General features: G+C 60.2%; 17 protein-coding genes and 1 tRNA gene. 10 read left to right on the top strand and 8 right to left on the bottom strand.

The window, feature by feature from the left end; all coding sequences use genetic code 11:
* Positions 1-160 precede the first annotated feature (160 nt).
* Both DXD94_RS09660 and DXD94_RS07070 read left to right on the top strand, forming a co-directional pair.
* Positions 161-1,234 carry a site-specific integrase gene (locus DXD94_RS09660; protein ID WP_158564807.1) on the top strand — a complete coding sequence of 358 codons (1,074 nt, stop codon included), beginning with the start codon at positions 161-163 and terminating at the stop codon, positions 1,232-1,234.
* A 9-nt stretch (positions 1,235-1,243) separates the two neighbouring features.
* Positions 1,244-1,600 (top strand): hypothetical protein, encoded by a 357-nt coding sequence (locus tag DXD94_RS07070; protein WP_147347135.1) that lies wholly within the window; start codon positions 1,244-1,246, stop codon positions 1,598-1,600.
* A gap of 312 nt (positions 1,601-1,912) precedes the next feature.
* On the opposite strand, the gene guaA is transcribed toward DXD94_RS07070, so the two are convergent.
* Complete coding sequence (gene guaA, locus DXD94_RS07065) at positions 1,913-3,511, bottom strand: glutamine-hydrolyzing GMP synthase (protein ID WP_117583320.1); 1,599 nt, start codon at positions 3,509-3,511, stop codon at positions 1,913-1,915.
* A gap of 267 nt (positions 3,512-3,778) precedes the next feature.
* Here guaA and DXD94_RS07060 point away from each other — a divergent pair, with 267 nt between their 5' ends.
* On the top strand, positions 3,779-4,792 hold the full coding sequence (locus DXD94_RS07060) for an asparaginase (RefSeq protein ID WP_117763641.1): 1,014 nt from the start codon (positions 3,779-3,781) through the stop codon (positions 4,790-4,792).
* Positions 4,793-4,814: 22 nt separating this feature from the next.
* On the opposite strand, the gene DXD94_RS07055 is transcribed toward DXD94_RS07060, so the two are convergent.
* A complete protein-coding gene (locus DXD94_RS07055; protein WP_099432713.1) occupies positions 4,815-5,033 on the bottom strand; it encodes a helix-turn-helix domain-containing protein in 219 nt (72 codons plus the stop codon).
* Positions 5,034-5,109: 76 nt separating this feature from the next.
* On the opposite strand from DXD94_RS07055, the gene DXD94_RS07050 reads away from it, so the two are divergent.
* A complete protein-coding gene (locus DXD94_RS07050) occupies positions 5,110-5,499 on the top strand; it encodes a hypothetical protein (RefSeq protein ID WP_117734622.1) in 390 nt (129 codons plus the stop codon).
* A 9-nt stretch (positions 5,500-5,508) separates the two neighbouring features.
* On the opposite strand, the gene DXD94_RS07045 is transcribed toward DXD94_RS07050, so the two are convergent.
* The 6 genes from DXD94_RS07045 to DXD94_RS07020 form a co-directional block, all read right to left on the bottom strand.
* The gene (locus DXD94_RS07045; protein ID WP_089572786.1) at positions 5,509-5,892 is read right to left on the bottom strand and encodes a DUF1648 domain-containing protein; all 384 of its coding nucleotides are present in this window, start codon (positions 5,890-5,892) and stop codon (positions 5,509-5,511) included.
* Positions 5,893-5,903: 11 nt separating this feature from the next.
* Positions 5,904-6,980: a redox-regulated ATPase YchF gene (gene ychF, locus DXD94_RS07040; protein WP_035136922.1), complete on the bottom strand. Its 1,077-nt coding sequence runs from the start codon at positions 6,978-6,980 to the stop codon at positions 5,904-5,906.
* Positions 6,981-7,094: 114 nt separating this feature from the next.
* A complete protein-coding gene (locus DXD94_RS07035) occupies positions 7,095-8,348 on the bottom strand; it encodes a 4Fe-4S binding protein (protein WP_117763640.1) in 1,254 nt (417 codons plus the stop codon).
* A 151-nt stretch (positions 8,349-8,499) separates the two neighbouring features.
* Positions 8,500-9,555: a glycerol dehydrogenase gene (locus tag DXD94_RS07030; RefSeq protein WP_233540341.1), complete on the bottom strand. Its 1,056-nt coding sequence runs from the start codon at positions 9,553-9,555 to the stop codon at positions 8,500-8,502.
* A 125-nt stretch (positions 9,556-9,680) separates the two neighbouring features.
* Positions 9,681-10,781: a glycerol dehydrogenase gene (locus DXD94_RS07025; protein WP_117763638.1), complete on the bottom strand. Its 1,101-nt coding sequence runs from the start codon at positions 10,779-10,781 to the stop codon at positions 9,681-9,683.
* Between the two features lie 76 nt (positions 10,782-10,857).
* Positions 10,858-12,072 (bottom strand): iron-containing alcohol dehydrogenase, encoded by a 1,215-nt coding sequence (locus DXD94_RS07020; RefSeq protein WP_117763637.1) that lies wholly within the window; start codon positions 12,070-12,072, stop codon positions 10,858-10,860.
* Between the two features lie 500 nt (positions 12,073-12,572).
* On the opposite strand from DXD94_RS07020, the gene DXD94_RS07015 reads away from it, so the two are divergent.
* The 6 genes from DXD94_RS07015 (at position 12,573) to DXD94_RS06985 (ending at position 18,934) form a co-directional block, all read left to right on the top strand.
* Positions 12,573-13,649, top strand: coding sequence for a hypothetical protein (locus DXD94_RS07015; protein WP_117763636.1), 1,077 nt, complete (start codon positions 12,573-12,575; stop codon positions 13,647-13,649).
* Complete coding sequence (locus DXD94_RS07010; RefSeq protein ID WP_117763635.1) at positions 13,649-14,692, top strand: hypothetical protein; 1,044 nt, start codon at positions 13,649-13,651, stop codon at positions 14,690-14,692. The genes DXD94_RS07015 and DXD94_RS07010 overlap by 1 nt, the downstream gene beginning before the upstream one ends.
* 45 nt (positions 14,693-14,737) lie before the next feature.
* Entirely contained in the window at positions 14,738-16,915 is a 2,178-nt protein-coding gene (locus tag DXD94_RS09870; RefSeq protein WP_233540339.1) for a MurT ligase domain-containing protein, read from the top strand.
* A 299-nt stretch (positions 16,916-17,214) separates the two neighbouring features.
* A tRNA-Glu gene (locus DXD94_RS06995) sits at positions 17,215-17,291 on the top strand.
* A 299-nt stretch (positions 17,292-17,590) separates the two neighbouring features.
* A complete protein-coding gene (locus DXD94_RS06990; protein ID WP_117763634.1) occupies positions 17,591-17,869 on the top strand; it encodes a hypothetical protein in 279 nt (92 codons plus the stop codon).
* A 318-nt stretch (positions 17,870-18,187) separates the two neighbouring features.
* Positions 18,188-18,934 (top strand): hypothetical protein, encoded by a 747-nt coding sequence (locus DXD94_RS06985; RefSeq protein ID WP_117763633.1) that lies wholly within the window; start codon positions 18,188-18,190, stop codon positions 18,932-18,934.
* Positions 18,935-18,998 lie beyond the last annotated feature (64 nt).

The raw sequence follows: 18,998 nt of genomic DNA, 5'->3' as shown, positions 1-18,998 counted from the left end.
TTTGGCTGCCCGACTCGTCGACGAATATGCTCAGCTCCCTGGCTATGAGAAAGCTCCTAAAACGAAAAGTGCCGGGGGACACCCCGGCCACTTGGTAGAAGCAAATGCCTCCGATGAATTTATACCACGAACAAGGAGGCGCTTCAAGAAAGGAGGTTTCATGGGTGCATACAAGGACGAGAAGAGGGGCACGCGGTACGTGAGCCTCAGGTACAGAGACTGGCGGGGCGAAAGCAGGAAGAAGATGAAGAGGGGCTTCGCTACAAAGCGCGAGGCGCTGGCGTGGGAGAAGTCGTTCAACCACCGCATGGTCGGCGTGGCGTCGATGCCGTTCGAGGACGCCTGCGAGCTCTACCTTGAAGAGATTGTGCCCAGGCTCAGGCCAGGAACGGTGCAGGGGAAGCGCTGCATGTTCGAGCAGCGAATCGTCCCGTTCTTCAAAGGGGTCTCCGTTGGCGACGTCAACGCGCTGGCGGTGATGGAATGGGGAACATGGCTCATGTCCTTGCGGACAAAGGACGGAAAGCCCTATTCGACGGCGTACCTGAACACGCTGACCTCACAGCTTTCCGCCATGTTCAACCACATGATCAGGTGCCACGCCCTTGCAACGGGAAACCCAGTGCTTGTCGCAGGTGCGCCGGAGGGACGCGAGACCGAGCCCAGGTCGGTTTGGACCGCTGACGAGTACCTCAGGTTCTCGAACATGGTGGCAGACCGCCCTCACCTTCATCTGGCATTCGAGTTGCTGTTCTGGTGCGGCTTGAGGAGGGGTGAGATGTTGGCGCTCACCTACGAGGACTTCGACCTGGACAAGGGCACCGTTAGGGTTACCAAGAGCCTGTCTAGAATCGGCGGAAGGGATGTGGTCGGCCCGCCGAAGACAAGGCAGTCGTACCGCGTCGTCACCATGCCCGGCTTCCTTACGGATGAAGTCGGGGACTACTTCTCGTGGAACGAGGGGTCGAATCCTACGGACAGGGTGCTGCCGAAAGTCACCGCAAGCACATTGGGTAAGGCCTTGGCGCGCGGTGCGAGGGGTGCGGGCTTGCGACGAATCCGCGTCCACGACCTGAGGCACAGCCATGCCTCAATGCTCATCGAGAAGGGCTTCAGCGTCCCAGCGATCGCGGCCAGGCTCGGACACTCGGGTCAGGAGATAACTCATAGGTACGTGCACCCTTACTCCGATTCAGACTCCAAGATCGCCTTGGCCTTGGACGGGAAGCTGTAGGTGTAGGCGATGACGTTCAAGGGAAGAAGGAGTATGAGGACCGTGGCGTTCAGAGTCGACGAGGTGACCTTTGCCAAGATCGACGTGCTCAGCAGGCTCTCCGGACTGAGCAAGCAGGACTACATGGAGGCGCAGGTGCTCGACGAGAGCGTCGTCGTGGTTCCGAGCTCAAGAGTGGCGAAGATGCTGTTGGAATATGCCCAGGAGGTCTATAGGGAGCTGCTCCGTGCAAGGCGCGAGGGCATGGCGCTTGACGAGGATTTCGCATGGTCGCTGCTCACCTTGTCGGAATTCCTATCGGGTTTCGGAGATGGCTCAATGCGCGATATCGACGTCGAAATAGCCTCATGGGAGCGAGCAATGTGACTTCATGGCGACTTCACGGGCAGACCTGCGATTATCGTAAAAACCAGCGCGTATTGACGGCACTTCCAGCCTTCTTGGCAACTATTCGTGGTGAGTAGTTGCGGGTGGCTTGCACCTTAGTTGAGTAAACGCAAAACCGCAGGTCAAAGCAGATTTTTGAAACTCCGTGAAGTCATGAAAAAGGCCCGTGATGCCGATTTGAAGCTTGTAAAATGTTCAAATCTTTGTCACGGGCCGATTGTTCAACCAGCTAGAAATAAGTAAAACCGCAGGTCAGAGGCTGTTTTTCATAACCTGTAAACCACTATGGCCTTACTCCCACTCGATGGTCGCGGGCGGCTTGGACGTGATGTCGTAGCACACGCGGTTGGCGCCGGGAACCTCGGCCACGATGCGGCCGGAGATGCGGGCCAGAACGTCATAGGGCAGCTTGGCCCAGTCGGCGGTCATGGCGTCGCTGGACTCGACGGCGCGCAGGATAATCGGACGCTGATAGGTACGCTCGTCACCCATAACGCCGACGGACTTAATGTCGGGCAGGACCGCAAAATACTGCCAGCAGCTGTGTTCGGAGTTGCGCTCGCCGGTCTGCTCAAACAGGCGCTGGTTGTAGGCGTCGAGCTCCTCGCGCACGATAGCGTCGGCGTTCTTGAGAATCTCGAGCTTCTCCTTATCGACCGCGCCGATGATGCGGATGGCCAGACCCGGGCCCGGGAAAGGCTGACGGAACACGATGTGGCCCGGCAGGCCCAGCGCCAGACCAAGTGCGCGGACCTCGTCCTTAAAGAAGTGGTCGAGCGGCTCGATGAGGTCGAAGTGCACGCCCTCGGGGAACGGGATCAGGTTGTGATGGCTCTTGATGGTGGCCGTCTTGCCGCCCGTCTTACGAGCGCCGGACTCGATGATGTCGGGGTAGATGGTGCCCTGAGCCAGGTACTTGACCGGCTTGCCATCGCACTCGAGCTGCTGGGCCACAGCGAAGAACTCTTTCCAGAACTGCGTGCCGATGATACGGCGCTTCTCCTCGGGCTCGGTCACACCGGCCAGAAGTTCGGCATAGCGGTCCTCGGCGTGGACGTGAATAAAGTCGACGTCGAACTGCTTGGTGAAGACCTCCTCCACCTGCTCGGGCTCGCCCTTGCGCAGCAGGCCGTGGTTGATGAACACGCAGGTCATCTGCTTGCCCACGGCGCGGGCGCCCAGCGCAGCCACGACGGAAGAGTCGACGCCACCGGACAGGGCCAGAATCACGCGGTCGTCGCCGACCTTCTCGCGGAACTCGGCCGTCATGGTCTCGACCAGGTTGTCCATGCTCCAGTTGGGCTCCAGGCCGCAGATCTCAAACAGGAAGTTGCTCAGCAGCTGCTGACCGTACTCGGAATGCTTGACCTCGGGGTGGAACTGCGTAGTGAAGATCTTGCGCTCAACGCACTCCATGGCGGCAACCGGGCACACGTCGGTGCTGGCGGTGACGGTAAAGCCTTCGGGCACCTCGGAAACGGCGTCGCGGTGGCTCATCCACACGGTCTGCTCCATGGGCGTGGAGTTAAAGAGCTTGGCGCCAGCCGTGCGCGTAATGGTAGCGCGGCCGTACTCGCCCACCTCGGAGTGACCGACCTTGCCGCCGAGCGTCACGGCCGTGATCTGATGGCCGTAGCAAAAGCCCAGGACGGGAAGGCCCAGGTCAAAGATGGCAGGATCGATGGACGGAGCGTCCTCGGCATACACAGAAGCCGGGCCGCCAGAAAGGATGAGCGCAGAGGCGTTCATCTCGCGAATCTCATCGGCCGAGATGTCGCAGGGAACGATCTCGGAATACACGTTGAGGTCGCGGACGCGACGGGCAATGAGCTGACCGTACTGCGCACCAAAGTCGAGTACGAGGACCTTTGCGGAAGCCTTTTGATCCATGGTTTCCCCCTCTTGTTGGCGGGGAGCCGGTGCCCACCCGCGTGAATGAACGAAAATAACTTTCATAGTGTACACGTTATATGGGGTTTCTCGTCCCTCGCAGCCATCAGCGCACGGCAAACGCACGACCGGGGCCCTATTTGACGGCAATTGGAGTGATACTAAACGTTACAGATGATGTAATACGTTTGAACATTGGACGCCCTGTGCCACAATACTGCCGAACGACTCCGCCTCTGCGGCGGCAAATACGATAGGAATACCAGCATGAAGCGCATCCTTCTCATCGCCACGGGCGGCACCATCGCATCGACCGAGGACGGCAATGGCCTCTCCCCCGCCCTGACCGGTGAGGAGCTCGCCCAGAGCGTCCCCGAGATCTCGGGCCTCTGCGAGCTCGACGTCGTGCAGCCCATGAACATCGACAGCACCAATATGCGCCCCAGTGACTGGATGCGTATCCGCGACGTCATCGTCGAGGGTTATGCCGACCACGACGGCTTCGTGATTCTGCACGGCACCGACACCATGAGCTACACCGCGGCAGCGCTTTCCTACCTGATTCAGGACAGCCCCAAGCCCATCGTGCTCACCGGCTCGCAAAAGCCCATGGGCAATCCCTTTACCGACGCCAAGCTCAACCTGTACCAGAGCCTGCTCTATGCGCTCGACGAGCACTCGCATGACGTCTCGATCGTGTTTGGCGGCGTCGCCATTGCCGGCACACGCGCCCGTAAGCAGCGCACCATGAGCTTTAACGCGTTCATTAGCGTCAACTATCCGCCCATCGCCTATATCCGCAACGACCGTATCGTGCGCAGCGGGCTTCACGGCACGCATCAAGGCGAAAACCCGGTGCGCTTCTACGACCACATCGACCCACGCGTATTTGTGCTCAAGCTCACGCCCGGCGTGAACCCTGGCGTTCTGGACGCTCTGGCCGATAGCTACGACGCCGTGATTCTGGAGACCTTTGGCATTGGCGGCATCCCCGAGTTCGGCGAGTCCGGCGAGTCGTTCCAAGAGGCAATTTTCCGCTGGGTCGATTCGGGCCGCACCGTCGTTATGACCACGCAAGTCCCCGAAGAGGGCCTTGACCTGGGTGTTTACGAGGTCGGCCGTGCTTACGCCGACCATCCGGGCATTCTGCGCGGCGATGACATGACCACCGAGACGCTCGTGGCCAAGACTATGTGGGCACTCGGCCAGTCACGCGATGCCGCCGAGATTCAGCGCCTGTTCTACAGCCAAGTCAACCACGACCGCGTCCCGATGGCGTAATTCAGTTGTCGACGGGTATCCCCTATTCGATACCCTCGAGAAGCTCTGACACCGTCATGCCAAGGGCGGGCGCGATCTTAAATAGAACCTTGAGCGTGAAATTTGCCGTTCCATCTTCGATTCTGTCGAGATAGGGGCGGCTGATTCCTGCTGCCACACAAAAATCGACCTTGGAGATACCAAGGTCCCTGCGCGTCTCTTCGACCCGCCTGCCAAGAATCTGTTTAGCACGTTCGTCCATGCAGACGAGTTTGAAATGGAGCCGAACATAAACGTAAACTATAGTTTACGTTTTGCCGAATACACAGGAGTTTTCTATGTCGGGTTCTTCGGTCCGCACGTACCGAGCCACGCTTCGCACAAACAGCGCACCGCCCAAGCTCGTCGTCGTTGAAGCAGAATGTCTTTCGCCCGATGAGCGCACAGCATTTGCATTGCTATCAAGTCGCGTCGCCGCCGTTCTGGTCCCTTGCCCGGCGCAAGGCGAACTTGCCATCCAATGCCAAGCGCACAGCTGCTCGCTCAATCAGGCTGCCGTAATCACAACCAGCCAACGCGGTCTGCCCCTTCTCCTAGAAGCCGGTACCGCGCTCACCCTTCGCGGCGCCGGATACGAAAACGAGGCCGCCGCCGATATGGTCTTTAAACCACGATCGAGCGGCGGCCTCGCAGCAGCCATTGAATATGCGTGCAGGCTCGTTGCCTAGAAGAACAAGTTAGAAACCAAAGCCAAAGCCCGTTCCGGTAATCGCCGAGTACATAAAGTAGACGTTGATTACGTTGAGAAACACACCCGTGATGCAGCCGTTTCGCAGGTAGCGCTCGCACACGATGCGCGCCATGGCGGCGGAGTCATCATTGTTTTTAGCCTGGCGTCCTGCCGTAAAGTACGTCGCCACGCTCAGCAGTAGGTTGAGCACCGGCAGTGCCAGCAACTCGTAGCTCTTGCCCCAGCGCGTCACCTCGCCGGCTGCGTTAAACTTCGTTGCCACCTCGGGACCAATGTTGGGGATAACACACGCTGCGACCACCAGCGGAATCACCGCAAGTACGAGCAGAGCAATACCCATGTAGCCAGCTTTTTTGCCATACTTAAACATATGCGTCGTCCTTACACGTTAAAGCGGAAGTGCACGACGTCGCCATCGGCCATGACATAGTCCTTGCCCTCAATACGCAGCTTGCCGGCAGCCTTGGCGCCCTGCTCGCCACCGAGCTCGATGTAGTCGTCGTAGCCAATGACCTCGGCCTTAATAAAGCCGCGCTCAAAGTCGGTGTGGATGACACCGGCGGCCTGCGGGGCGGTCGCGCCCTGACGCACCGTCCAGGCCTTGACCTCCATCTCGCCAGCCGTAAAGAACGACTGCAGGCCAAGCAGCTTGTAGGCGGCCTGCGCGAGCACGTCCAGACCGGGCTGCTCCAGGCCCAAGCTCTCCAGGTAGTCGGCCGCATCCTCGGGATCGAGCTCGGAAAGCTCAGCCTCGATCTTGGCGCAGATGGGCAGTGGCTTGACACCATCGATGGGCGCCAGGTCGTCGTTGAGCATATCCTCGTCCACGTTGGCCACATACAGGATGGGCTTCATGGTGAGCAGGAACAGGCCCTTGGCAGCGGCGCGCTCCTCGTCGGTCATCTCCATAGACGCAGCGCGCTTACCCTCGTTGAGCCAGGCGAGCAGGCGCTTGGCGACCTCAAACTTGGGCATGAGCTCCTTGTCGCGCTTGGCCTCCTTCTCGAGCTTGGGCAACTGCTTCTCGAGCGTGCCCATGTCGGCCAGGATGAGCTCGGTCATGATGGTGTCGGCATCGCCGGCGGGATCGACGAACTCGCCGGTGCGGCCCACCTCACGCATGACGTTGGGGTCCTTAAAGTAGCGCACGACCTCGCAGATGGCGTCGGTCTCGCGGATGTTTGCCAAGAACTGGTTGCCCAGACCCTCGCCCTCGTTAGCGCCCTTCACCAGACCTGCGATGTCGACGAACTCGACCGTAGCCGGCACAATGCGACCCGGGTTGACAATGTCGGCGAGCTTTTGCAGGCGGCTATCGGGCACATCGACGATACCCACGTTGGGGTCGATCGTGGCAAACGGGTAGTTGGCGGCAAGGCCGGTCTTTTTGGTAAGCGCGGTGAACAGCGTCGACTTGCCCACGTTGGGCAGGCCCACGATACCGATGGAAAGGGACACGACAGCTCCTTTTGATACAGGTACTTCAAACTGCATAAGTATAGCGCCGCCGCAGCATCCAGGCGAACCCGGACGCCACGGCGGCGCAAATGAAGCAGAGATAGGGGTCGCTGACTAGTCTGCGAGCTTTTCCACCTGATCGAGCATCTTATCGAGCTTGGCCTTTGCCTCGGCCTTGACCTTCTCGGCCTCCTCGTGGGCCTTAGCCTTCTGAGCGGCCTTTTCCTCGGCTTCGGGGTCGACGACAACCAAGTTGGACGCATCGTGCTCGACCAGCTTGAGCGCATGTTCGGGACAAACCTTGACACAGGCGCCACAACCCAAACAATACGTGGACTCCAGTGCAAAGCGACCGCTTCCCACCAAATCGCAGGCGGACGTGGGGCACGCGTTAACGCACTCGCCGCACGACGTGCACTTGTCAAAATCGCACTCCGGCGTGCTCACCTGCATGTTCTGGGCAAGCTCGGGGTGGTTTTGCAACGTCGAGAGCACCAGTTGGCGCCCATGCGTGAGCGAACGGCGACGCTTGGTCGTCGTGGTACCGCACATGGTGTTGAGTGTGCGCTCCAGCTGGGTGATCTGATGGCGATGGGCTTTGAGCTTCTGCGTCACCGAAGCCAGTGCCGCCGTCGCCGGATTGAGTTTGGTCACGGTCAGGCCCGTGGTACGGGCAATCTTTTCCATGTATTCCTTGCGCTCGTACTCGCGACGCTTATGGCACTTGAGGCTCTTGGGGTCGACCTCTAGGCCCATACCCGTACCGGCCCATTCCTCGGCCTTCGCAATCGCCTCGCCCAGCATGTCCTCGCCACCGGTGTTGCGGCATTTATCGCACACGCCCAGCGGCAGATACACGCTCACGTTGGGATAGTCAGCCAGTACCGAGAACCAAGTCTCGGCCGTAATATCGCCCACGCAGGCAACGACGACCTCATTCTCGCGCGGCATGCGCTTAAGGGCACGCGTGCAGGTAACGTAGGCGGTCTCGTGGCTCGTGGCCGCCGAGACAATGTCGTCATACAGGTTTTTGGGCGCCAGGCGCGGCGAGATAATCGCCTCGGTCGGGCAGGCGGCGGCGCACAGGCCGCACTTGCGGCAGGAGTCGAGAATCTCGATGGCGTCTTCCTCGACCTCGATGGCGTCCACCGGGCACACATCCATGCACGCGGTGCAGCCGCTCTTTTCGTTTTTGCAGGTCAAGCACGGAATGGTGTTGCCGCGCGGACGTTCCTTGTAGTCGGCAGGATTCCACTGCGGCGCCGACGGATCGAGTGCATCGGCCACACCGCCAAGCGGGTTTTTAAGAAAGTCGAAACCCTTGCTGATCTCGATAATGTCATCAAACAGATCGTGTTCCTGCGCCATGCGCGGCCCCTCCCTGAGCAGTGCAAACAAGCAAGAGATAATAATACGCTATCGGTCCACGCCTCGGGCAAATTTCACGCGGCGCATCTTTGCGGCAAATAGCCCATGGCCTATCGCCGCCTCGATTGCACAAGGTCAATCAAGCGCCAAACTATGCCTCGCGCATGAGCTGCACGAGCTTTTGTTTGGTCACCTTGGCCTGCTCGTTGGCCATGTTGCGCTCGTTTCTAAAGACCGCATTTGCAACACTTTGCAGATCGGCATCGGAAATCTCGCCAAGACCCAGCTCCTCGAGCGTCGTCGGCAGACCGACGCGCTGGCAAAACTCGAGCACCTGATCAAGCTCGGGCGCACGCTCCAGGCGCAGCTGTACCACCAGGCCAAATGCCACGGCTTCGCCATGCATGGCCTTGCACTCGGGCAGGACCGTCAGACCGTTGGCGATGGCATGCGCCAACGCCAAGCCACCGCTCTCAAAACCGACGCCCGAGAGCAGAATATTGCACTCGATCAGACGCTCAACCGCCGGCGATGTACGGCCCTTTTTGAGATCGCGCTTGGCAGCGACACCGCACTCCATGAGCGTGTCGTAGCAGGTACGTGCCGCGACCAGGGCCAAGTGCCCCGGCGCGCCACCGTGCTCGTTGGCGCCGTGCGCCGCGGCGCACGAACGCGCTTCGAAGTACGTTGCCATCGCATCGCCCATACCAGCAACCGTCATACGCAGTGGGGCCGCTGCGACCACGTTGGTATCGACCACGACCAGGTCTGGATTCTTCTCGAGCATCAGGTAACGGTCGAACGACCCATCCTCGTGGTACAGCACCGAAATCGCGCTGCACGGACCATCCATCGAGGCCGCCGTGGGGCATACGCACAACGGCAGCTCGGCATAAAACGCTACTGCTTTGGCGATATCGAGCATCTTGCCGCCGCCAATACCCACCACCATGTCGCAATACTCAGCCTGGGCTTCCTTAGCCATTTTTACAACGGCCTCTTCCGTACACGGACCGTCATAAATCTTAAAGAACGGCTCACTCAGATCGTCGTCCAGAAATCCATCGACAATCTGCCTGCACAGCCGATCCTCGGTGCCCTGGTCAAACAAGACATAGGCAGCGCAACCCAACCATGACAAATACCTGCCCTGACGCGAAAGTTCGCCCGGCCCTTGAACATACCGGCCGGGACCGCCATAAACCATGGGAAGCGCCATACGAGAATCCGCCCTTCATCAAACAGCGATTGGTGCAAAGTAACCTGCCCCCTTTGCACCATAGCAAAAAGGGGCAAAGCCATCTGCTGACTTTGCCCCTTCCTTAGCTTGATTTACTCATCCATAAGGTAGTAGTGGCCCAGCGCGTCGGCACCCAGGATGGCGTTTGCGACCATCTCGGGCGTCACCTCAAACGGCATGTTGCACATGGTGTCATCGGGCGCGCAGGCGGCCTCGGCAACAATCATGGCCTGCTCGCGCGTAAGCTCGGCAACGCCAAGTTCCTTCATCGTGACCGGCAGGCCCAGCTCAATGCAGAAGCCCAAGACTTCCTCGAGCTTCTCGGTCGGGGCATCCTCGAGTACCAGCTGAACGATGGTGCCGAAGGCGACCTTCTCGCCGTGATACATGCCGTGGCACTCGGGCAGCATCGTCAGACCATTGTGGATGGCATGGGCAGCAGCAAGGCCCGAGCTCTCAAAGCCAATGCCCGAAAGCAGCGTGTTTGCCTCGATGATGTGCTCGACGGCAGGCGTGAGCGCACCCTTCTCCAGCGCAACCTTGGCCTTGACGCCATCGGCCATAAGCGTCTCGTAGCAGAGCTTGGCGAGCGCCAGGCCGGCCATTCCGCCCTTGCCGCCGGCGCAGGTGCCGCCGTCGGCATCGTGCGTTGCCTGGGCCTCGAAATAGGTTGCGAGCGCATCGCCCATACCGGAAACCGTCAGGCGCACCGGGCTCGCCGCGATAACCGTCGTATCCATAAGGACAATGTTGGGGTTTGCCTTAAGGAAGAGATATTTATCGAACTGGCCGTCGTCGGTGTAGAGCACTGAAAGTGCCGAGCACGGTGCATCGGTCGAGGCGATGGTGGGGCAAATGATAACCGGGGACTCCAGGTAATAGGCGACGGCCTTCGCGGTGTCGAGGATCTTGCCGCCACCGACGCCGACGATGATGTCACAACCGTTGTCGCGAGCGAGCGCAACCAGGCGATCGACCTCGCCCTTGGAGCACTCGCCGTTAAAGTCCTCAAACAGCAGCTCGGCCTTAGCCTCGGTAAAACCGCCCTCAATCTTGGCGCCGACACGTTTCTTGCCCGAAGGCGTCACGATGACGAGGGCCTTGCCGCCGAGCGGCTCAACGTAGGAGCCGAGCTTTGCAAGCTCATCGGGACCCTGGATATACTTGCTGGGGCTATTGAAAATTGCAGCCATGTTAATCCCAATCTCTAAAGAAAAAGGGCTCCGTACAGCTGTGTGCGGAGCCCCTCATCAGAACAAGGCGAACTGATTAGAACGTAACCGGGGTGTCGGTGTAGACGCACTCGAGCAGCTGCTCCATCTCCTCCTGGGACGGCTGGCGCGGGTTGGAGCCCGTGCAGGCGTCGAGGATGGCGTTGGCGGCAACGTCGTGCTTCTTGGCCTCGAACTCATCGTAATCGATGATGGACTCGTCGGCCTTCACGCCCTTGGCACCGTAGTTCTTGATGCCCTGCGGGATATCGAGCTTGTCGTTGAGGTCGCGGATCTCCTGAACCAGAGCCTCGACCAGCTCGTCCTCGGTCTCGCCGGCGAGATGCAGGATCTCCTTGGCGATGAAAGCGTAGCGGCTCTTGGCGCGAGCATCCTTGGCGTTGAACTGGATAACCTTGCCCAGGTACATGGCGTTGGCGCAACCGTGGATGATATGATCGCCGGAGAAGGCGGCACCGGTCTTGTGAGCCATGGAGTGGACGATGCCCAGCAGACCCGAGGAGAAGGCGATGCCGGCGATGCACTGAGCGTCATGCATGTGCTGGCGAGCCTCATGATCGCCAGCATAGGACTTGGGCAGCCACTCGACGATCTCGCGGATGGCGTGCAGGGCGTTGGCGTCGGTGTACATGGAGCCGGCAGTGGAGACATAGGCCTCGACGGCATGGGTCAAAGCGTCCATACCGGTGTGAGCGCACAGCTTGGCAGGCATGGTGTAGGTGAGCTCGGGGTCGACGATGGCGACATCAGGGGTGATGTTGAAGTCGGCCAGCGGGTACTTGATGCCCTTGGCGTAGTCAGTGATGACGGAGAACGCGGTGACCTCGGTAGCGGTACCGGAGGTAGAGGAGATGGCGCAGAAGTGAGCCTTCTGACGGAGCTCGGGGAAGGAGAACGGGACGACGGCCTCCTCGAAGGTCTCCTCGGGATACTCGTAGAACAGCCACATAGCCTTAGCGGCATCGATGGGCGAGCCGCCGCCAATGGCGACAATCCAGTCGGGCTCGAACTCGCGCATGGCCTCGGCGCCCTTCATGACCGTCTCGACGGACGGGTCGGACTCGACGCCCTCGAACAGCTTGACCTCGAAACCGGCCTCCTTAAGGTCGGCCTCGACGTCCTGCAGAAAACCGCCGCGACGCATGGAGCCGCCGCCGCTCACGATGATGGCCTTGCTGCCCTTGAGGTTCTTGACCTCGTGACGAGCGCCCTCACCAAAGTACAGATCGCGAGGATTGGTAAAACGTCCCATACTGTGCCTCCTAAACAAGCCCCTCTTAGACTTGCGTATATAACGGAGCACCCGATTGGCTCCGTTAGGACCATTTTGCGCGTTGCCGGCGATGACAATGCGCAATGTCTAAACGTCTCAACGCTCAGACAAACACTATTTTACCGTTCTGGTTGGTCAGTTATTCACCTAAAGCCGCCAATGATGAAACGTTTTTTCTATCCCTGAAGACCCTTGTGCGGCATCCATACTCCCAAGCTGGGCAAACGTTTTATCAAGGTTGACTACATATCCCGGGCAGGACTGTGCCCCTCCAAAATATGCACCGTTCGCCGCCAAAAATCGACCGTTTGCGGCACCGTGATACCACTCGGTCGTCCAAGGTGCCGACATTTGTGTGACATCCGTCTTCGTGGTGCAAAGGTGCAAGCCCAAGTGCGGCACCCCCGGTGTGCCACATGCGGGTAAACTAGAACCTTATATAGAGATATTTGAACCCTAACCGCAGCAAAGGAGGCCCCATGGCATTCGATCCCATTCAAGAGGATTGCCATCGCCTCGTTCTTGAGGCCTTGCGCCGCGACAATATCCCGCTCACCGACGGCCCCGCCGTCGAGCGTCTGATGGAGCAATTCACCCGCAACCCCGCGCCGCTCATCGTGCACGACCGCGACCGCGCCGTGCATCTGATTGCCAAGGTGGTCGAGGCCGTCGACTACCGCATTCCCTTTATCCCTGACGATGCCCAGGCAGAGCAGGAAGAGGCAGCTGCCGAGAACATGCTTCGCGAGGCGGCCGCACTCGATCCGGCCAACTGGGATGCCCAGCGCATGCTGACGGCACTCACCGCCGACTCCAACGAGTACTACGTGCAGTATCTGGTGTCCAAGTGCGACGAGGTGGAGCACGATCTGGCACTCAAGATCGCCTCGGCGCAAGACCCCTACGAGCGTGAGGCTGCAGGCGACCTGACCCGCCGTCCCTACCTGCGCTGGCTTGCCGCCTTAGCATCGCGCGCGCTCATTAGCGGCCGTTACCGCATGTCACTGGAGGCAGCGAATCGCAGCTTGGACTTTGCGCCCAACGACCCCGCAGGTGTCCGCCACACCGCGATGCTCGCCATGGCAAAGCTCGAATACCCCGTCGAGGAGCTCAAGCGCTTTCGCTCCGCCCACTCCGTCCCCTATCTCGCCAACACGCCGCTGCGCCGTCGTCCCAAGGACGCGGAGCGTGACTTAGACCCGTGGACGCTCATCGCGCTGATGAGCGCTGCCTGGCGCGAGCTGGACTACGAGGACGCCGAGCACTACCTGCGCATCCTTGCACGCTCATGCCCGCACGCAGCCGAGGCGCTCTACTTCCAAACCGAATTTCCCGATGGCGTCTATGCCCGCGTCAACGTGGGCGTGGGCTCCACCGACGAGCTCGTCCTTGCACTGTCCGAGGCGACGCCGGTGCTGCAGGAAGGCCTGGGCGCTCCCGACAACGCCAGCTTTGCCGCCTGGGTCGCCACCAGCGACATCGTGCGTTCCCAGATCGACGAGCGCATCCTGCGCGCAGCCGAGCAGGGGCTTCCATTTAAGGGAGGGGACCTCTAATGGATCCGAGCGTCTACATCCCCGCCTACTTGGAGCGCACCTATCTGGCGTCGCACCCCGAGCTCACCGATGCAGCACGCGAGCTTGTCCATAACGACATTAGCGCGAATCCCCAAAAGTATGCGCAGTCCGAGCATGCCCAGGCGCTGCTGTCCTATGCCGGTGTTCACCGCCACCTGCTCGACGAGCTCCATCGCATCGAGGACATGGGCAGCGACGAGGAGTTTGAGCAGACGCGCAACCGCCTGTTCGACGATATGCGCGATGAGCTGCTCAAGATCGTCCGTATCGATGCGCTTGCCGTCGATGCCCAGTTGCTCGCCATCATCCTGGCCGACACACCCGTTGACGCCTGCCTGGGCGACCTGATGAAGCTCGAGGCAACCACGGCCGATTACCTGCAGCAAAGCGTGCCCGGGTTTGATATGGAAGCCCCGCACTACTGGGCCAACAAGGTTTTGACGGACGGTGTGACGGCGTCAGATCTCACCGTGAGCGAGCCGGCACTTATCGGGTGGCTCCACACGCTCGAGGCCATCTCGCAGCTGTGCATGGCGAGCGCCCGCTACCGCGCTGCCGCCAACTACGCCCGCCGCGTCCTTAAGGCAGAAGGCTATCCCACCCGAGCTGCCGGCACCGTGTTGCTCGCCCTCGCTCGCCTGGAAGACCAGGACGGCTTTTTTGCCCTGGCTCACCAGCTCGAGGAACAGGTGGGGGCCGATGCACTCGAGAACTCCCCCTGGTACCTGCTCGCCCGCACGATCCTCTTGTTCAAAACGAACAAGATGCGTCCGGCGGCGCGTGCGCTGCGTGAGTTCGCTAACCGCTGCGAGGGCGGCGCGTTCTTCTTGCTGAATCCCATGTACCAGACACCGTACCTTCCCTGCCGACCCGAGCCACGCGATCCCTGGGATCTTTCGCACCAAGCCGTTTGGGAAGCGGACGGCATTATCTCGGACACCCCCGACTTTGCCCCCTGGGCCAATGCCTGCGAAGACGTGTCGCAGCTTGCCCAGGAATTTGCGCGCCGCTACGGATTTTAGTGACGCACTCGACCCGACCATGTCGTTTACGTTAGGAACGGTTTCATGAACCTCCGCTCATCTCTTGCCTGCACCTCGAGCGATATCGCTCGCTGGGGACTGCGCTCCGTCCTTAAGCGCCAGGGCGGCGTACTCCCCGGCCGCATCGCCATGAAGATCGACCCCGAGTTGCTGAGCGACCTCGCGGGCCTTGTCGACCGCAGCGTAGTGATCACCGGCACCAACGGCAAGACCACCACCTCCAACCTCATCGCCGACGCCGTTGCTGCCAGCGGTGCTACCGTGGTATGCAACCGCGCCGGCAACAACATGGAGCCGGGCGTGGTGGGCGCGCTGCTCGAGGCCCGCGGCGGCCTTAAGCACACTGCCAGCGGCAAGCGCGTGGGCGTTTTTGAGTGCGATGAGCTTTACACCGTACGCGTTCTGCCCAAGCTCAAGCCGACGTACTTTGTGCTGCTCAACCTGTTCCGCGACCAGCTAGACCGCTACGGCGAGATCGACCATACCCAAGACGTCATCGCCCATGCGTTGGAGCTCTCTCCGGCAACAACGCTCATCTACAACGCCGACGACCCGCTGTGTGCCGCGATCGCCGCGCGCGTTCCCAATGCAAGCATCGCCTTTGGCATCGACGGCGCCACCAACACCGAGTCCGACCGCATTAGCGACTCACGTTTTTGCTCACAGTGCAACGCACCATTGGAGTACGACTATGTGCAGTACGGGCAACTTGGCGCCTATCATTGCCCCTCGTGCGGCTGGGCCCGCCCTGGGCTTGTCCGTCGCGTGACGGGCGTGGAGCTCGGCTGCGACGGCTACGGCTTTGACCTGGTCTTTGGATCTGCGCCCGACGCGGCTGCCGTACACATCGCCACGCGCTACAACGGCCTGTACATGGTCTATAACGTTGCCGCCGCCTTCTTTACCGCGCACGAATTGGGCGTGGACGCGGCGCTTCTGCAGCCTACGCTCGATGCCTATGTGCCCGCCGGTGGTCGTATGGGGCGCTGGGATATCGCCGGCCGCACCGTCGAGGCCAACCTGGCCAAGAATCCCGTAGGCTTCGATCGACAAATCCAGTCCATCAAGACGGCCGGCGGCAGACTCTGCGCTTTCTTCCTCAATGACAACGATGCCGACGGCCACGATGTATCGTGGATCTACGACGTCGACTTTGAGCGCATCGCCGACACAACGGGGCTTGTCGCCTTTGCCGGCGGCACACGCGCGCACGATATGCAAGTGCGCCTCAAGTACGCCGGCATCGATGCCACGATCATCTCGAGCGTCGAGCAGGCGATTGGTGCCGTGGCAGACGAGGCTGCCGGCGACACTTTCTACGCCGTCGCCAACTACACGGCCTTTCCACCGCTGGTCAAGGAGCTCGACGGACTGAAGGGTGCCGATGCAGCCACGGTTGCTGCCCGCGCCGTAGTCCGTGCCGACGGCAGCGCTCTTCCTGTCGGTATCGCGCCAGTCGAGCTCTCGCATCCGCTGCGCATCGTCTACCTGTATCCCGATGCCCTCAACCTCTATGGCGACGGCGGCAACGTCATCGCCCTCGAGCGCCGCTGCGCCTGGCGCGGCATCCCCGTTCGCGTGGATGAGGTCCGCATGGGCGAGGTGCTCGATCTGCATGATGCCGATATCGTCATGATGGGCGGCGGATCCGATCGCGACCAGCTAGCCGTGGCACACGAGCTGCTCGCCCAAAAAGACAAGGTCGCAGCCTATGTTGAGGACGGCGGTTCGCTGCTCGCCATCTGCGGCAGCTATCAGCTGCTCGGCCGTTCGTACTATATGGGCGAAAATCGCATCGAGGGCCTGGGCGTCATTGCCGCCGAGACTGTGCGCGGCTCCGACCGCCTGATCGGCAACGTCGCCGTCAAGACCGACCTGGCGCCCGAGCCCTTTGTTGGCTTCGAGAACCACGGCGGCCGCACGCTTTTGGACGCCGATGCCACGCCGCTTGGAACGTCCGTCGTCACGGGCACCGGCAACAACGGCGACGATGGCTTTGAGGGTCTCATCTACAAGGGTGTCATCGGCACGTACCTACACGGACCGGCACTGCCCAAGAACCCCGAGCTCGCCGACTGGCTCATCGCCCACGCCCTCGAGCGCCGCGGCGACGCACAGGCCGCCGCCCTGCTGCCGCTCAAACCCCTCGACGACACCTACGAGCACGCTGCCCACGACGCCGCGATGAAGCTCCTCCCCTAGCACCCCACCACCACAAAGGGGACAGGCACCTTTGTGGTGGTTTTGACCCGTCCCAGCGGTTTGTCTCAATCTGTAACATCTAGACCGTTAAAAGTCGTCTTACTGTTACAGAATGAGATGTTCGTCCCGACGCCTGCCTTTTGTCTCGATCTGTAACACATAGAGCCGATTTATCAGCCCAGATGTTACAGATTGAGATGTTTGAAAATCGGGATAGAGAGCCAGCTCCTATGTGGTGGTTTTCCAGTTTGCCAACGATATACGCGCCGGCAAAAAAGTCTGCTATACTCTTTCCCGCTGTCCCCATCGTCTAGCGGCCAAGGACGCCACCCTTTCAAGGTGGATATCGCGGGTTCGAATCCCGCTGGGGGCACCACAGCATTTGAGCAGGTCAAGGCGTGTTTTTCGTCTTGGCCTGTTTTCGTTTCTGGCTTGCGCCGCAATGAAATGCCGCAAAATCGCCGCAAAACTCGCCGAAAACCACTTTTCCGAGTTTTCTCAAATCATTCAGCAAACGCACTTGCATGTGAGTGGGTTCGGTAAAAAGAGCCTCCGGTCGTTTGACAGCTCAACCTCCAAAACCAATGCCTATGCTTCTCTCAACAAGCTCTCCGCTCGGATCGAAACAGCATTCGGAAGAGCAACCAAATCACAAATCGAGTGAAAGGACTGGGCATGAGCAAGAGACGCAACAAGAGGACCCCACTGACCGAGGACGAACGCAAACTGCTGGGCAGCTACCGCGAGCTAAGCCCCGAGGACAGGAAGGACCTCGTTGGATGGGCTGAGCATCTGGCGCTCAACACGGTACGGCTCAACGGCATCCGCGACGCCTACCGCAGATGCAACGCGCACCGCCGCAAACTCATAGCCGTGTACGCAGATGAGCAGATGGAGCTGAGCGGCATGGAGAGGCGGGGCGAACACGTCCCGTTCACGTCCAGTGAGGACTAGAATCAAGTCAACCGCTATCGCAACAGGAAAGGAAGGTCGATAGCCATGAAGGGCACGCTTTGGATTTACCTGCTCGGGATTGTCCTCGCCCCGGTCATTCTCCCGATTGTCGTCCTCAGGTTCCTGCTCGCAAAGTAGACGGGCAGCGCCCGACCCCACCGGACAGGTGACAGCGCCCCGGCATGGGCGCTACTAAGCCCCTCGGGGACGCGCGAAAACAAAAAGGCTTGTCGGACGCATTGGGCATAGTGACAGCGCGTTGAAGTGCCCAATGACGACCAAATCCGTTACCGGATCGATTGCGAACAGGAGTTCAGCATGATAGATAAGATTAGACCGATTCTCTGGGTGCTGGTTTTCCCAGCTTGCTGGTACATCTTTGCACACCACGTAACGGTACTCACTATGTTGAACGACCCAGTTGGGCTTGTCAGCTCTTTGTTCATAGTTGTTGTAACCGTCGACTTCTTCACGTTGCCATTCCAAAATAAAAGGCCAACGGATAACACTTCGGAGACGAAGCCGAAGCAGACAACCGACCCTGCTCCGTATCGGATGCCCCGTACCAAGGAACTAAACGACCTGCTTCTCGTCTACAACACCAGAAGGCCTAACGGCATGACGGAGACAGAGCTTAACAGCCTGTACGCGCTCACTGCACAATCCGGTGAGAAGGTAGACGAGACAATCAGCAAGATTCACAGAGACGTGAAATACGAACGAGACCGCCGTAAGAATGGAACGCCCCAAACTCTTAAGTCAAGCACCGAAAAGGGCTACGCTCCTGCCAACCCGAACGCAGAACTCAACCGCGCAGCGCTCGACACGACCCCCGATAAGGTGAAGAAGGCCCAGCGCAAGGCCGGACTCCGCTGCCCCAAGTGCGACTCCACCGACGTCACGCTCCTGAACAACACGTCGAAGTCCACGAGCGCGGGAAAGGCGCTCATTGGCGCGGAGACGTTCGGCCTTGAGGGCATGGTGGTCGGCGCCGCGATGGGCAGGAAGGGAAAGCGCGAGTACCTTTGCAACCACTGCGGTAAGCGGTACTCGGTCAGGAACTAGAGAGCGGGGCGCGGGTCATAAACCACGCCCAGAGAACGAAAACAAAAAGGCCGCAAGGGTTCGC

The sequence above is a fragment of the Collinsella sp. TM10-22 genome (assembly GCF_003466125.1).
Lineage (GTDB): Bacteria > Actinomycetota > Coriobacteriia > Coriobacteriales > Coriobacteriaceae > Collinsella.
This window is presented reverse-complemented; position numbering and strand designations above follow the sequence as displayed.

Excerpts from the sequence above, each read along its gene's own strand:
- DXD94_RS09660 (WP_158564807.1), top strand. The coding sequence starts at position 161 with ATGGGTGCATACAAGGACGAGAAGAGGGGCACGCGGTACGTGAGCCTC.
- DXD94_RS07070 (WP_147347135.1), top strand. The coding sequence starts at position 1,244 with ATGACGTTCAAGGGAAGAAGGAGTATGAGGACCGTGGCGTTCAGAGTC.
- guaA (WP_117583320.1), bottom strand. The coding sequence starts at position 3,511 with ATGGATCAAAAGGCTTCCGCAAAGGTCCTCGTACTCGACTTTGGTGCG.
- DXD94_RS07060 (WP_117763641.1), top strand. The coding sequence starts at position 3,779 with ATGAAGCGCATCCTTCTCATCGCCACGGGCGGCACCATCGCATCGACC.
- DXD94_RS07055 (WP_099432713.1), bottom strand. The coding sequence starts at position 5,033 with ATGGACGAACGTGCTAAACAGATTCTTGGCAGGCGGGTCGAAGAGACG.
- DXD94_RS07050 (WP_117734622.1), top strand. The coding sequence starts at position 5,110 with ATGTCGGGTTCTTCGGTCCGCACGTACCGAGCCACGCTTCGCACAAAC.
- DXD94_RS07045 (WP_089572786.1), bottom strand. The coding sequence starts at position 5,892 with ATGTTTAAGTATGGCAAAAAAGCTGGCTACATGGGTATTGCTCTGCTC.
- DXD94_RS07035 (WP_117763640.1), bottom strand. The coding sequence starts at position 8,348 with ATGGCGCAGGAACACGATCTGTTTGATGACATTATCGAGATCAGCAAG.
- DXD94_RS07030 (WP_233540341.1), bottom strand. The coding sequence starts at position 9,555 with ATGGTTTATGGCGGTCCCGGCCGGTATGTTCAAGGGCCGGGCGAACTT.
- DXD94_RS07025 (WP_117763638.1), bottom strand. The coding sequence starts at position 10,781 with ATGGCTGCAATTTTCAATAGCCCCAGCAAGTATATCCAGGGTCCCGAT.
- DXD94_RS07020 (WP_117763637.1), bottom strand. The coding sequence starts at position 12,072 with ATGGGACGTTTTACCAATCCTCGCGATCTGTACTTTGGTGAGGGCGCT.
- DXD94_RS07015 (WP_117763636.1), top strand. The coding sequence starts at position 12,573 with ATGGCATTCGATCCCATTCAAGAGGATTGCCATCGCCTCGTTCTTGAG.
- DXD94_RS07010 (WP_117763635.1), top strand. The coding sequence starts at position 13,649 with ATGGATCCGAGCGTCTACATCCCCGCCTACTTGGAGCGCACCTATCTG.
- DXD94_RS09870 (WP_233540339.1), top strand. The coding sequence starts at position 14,738 with ATGAACCTCCGCTCATCTCTTGCCTGCACCTCGAGCGATATCGCTCGC.
- DXD94_RS06990 (WP_117763634.1), top strand. The coding sequence starts at position 17,591 with ATGAGCAAGAGACGCAACAAGAGGACCCCACTGACCGAGGACGAACGC.
- DXD94_RS06985 (WP_117763633.1), top strand. The coding sequence starts at position 18,188 with ATGATAGATAAGATTAGACCGATTCTCTGGGTGCTGGTTTTCCCAGCT.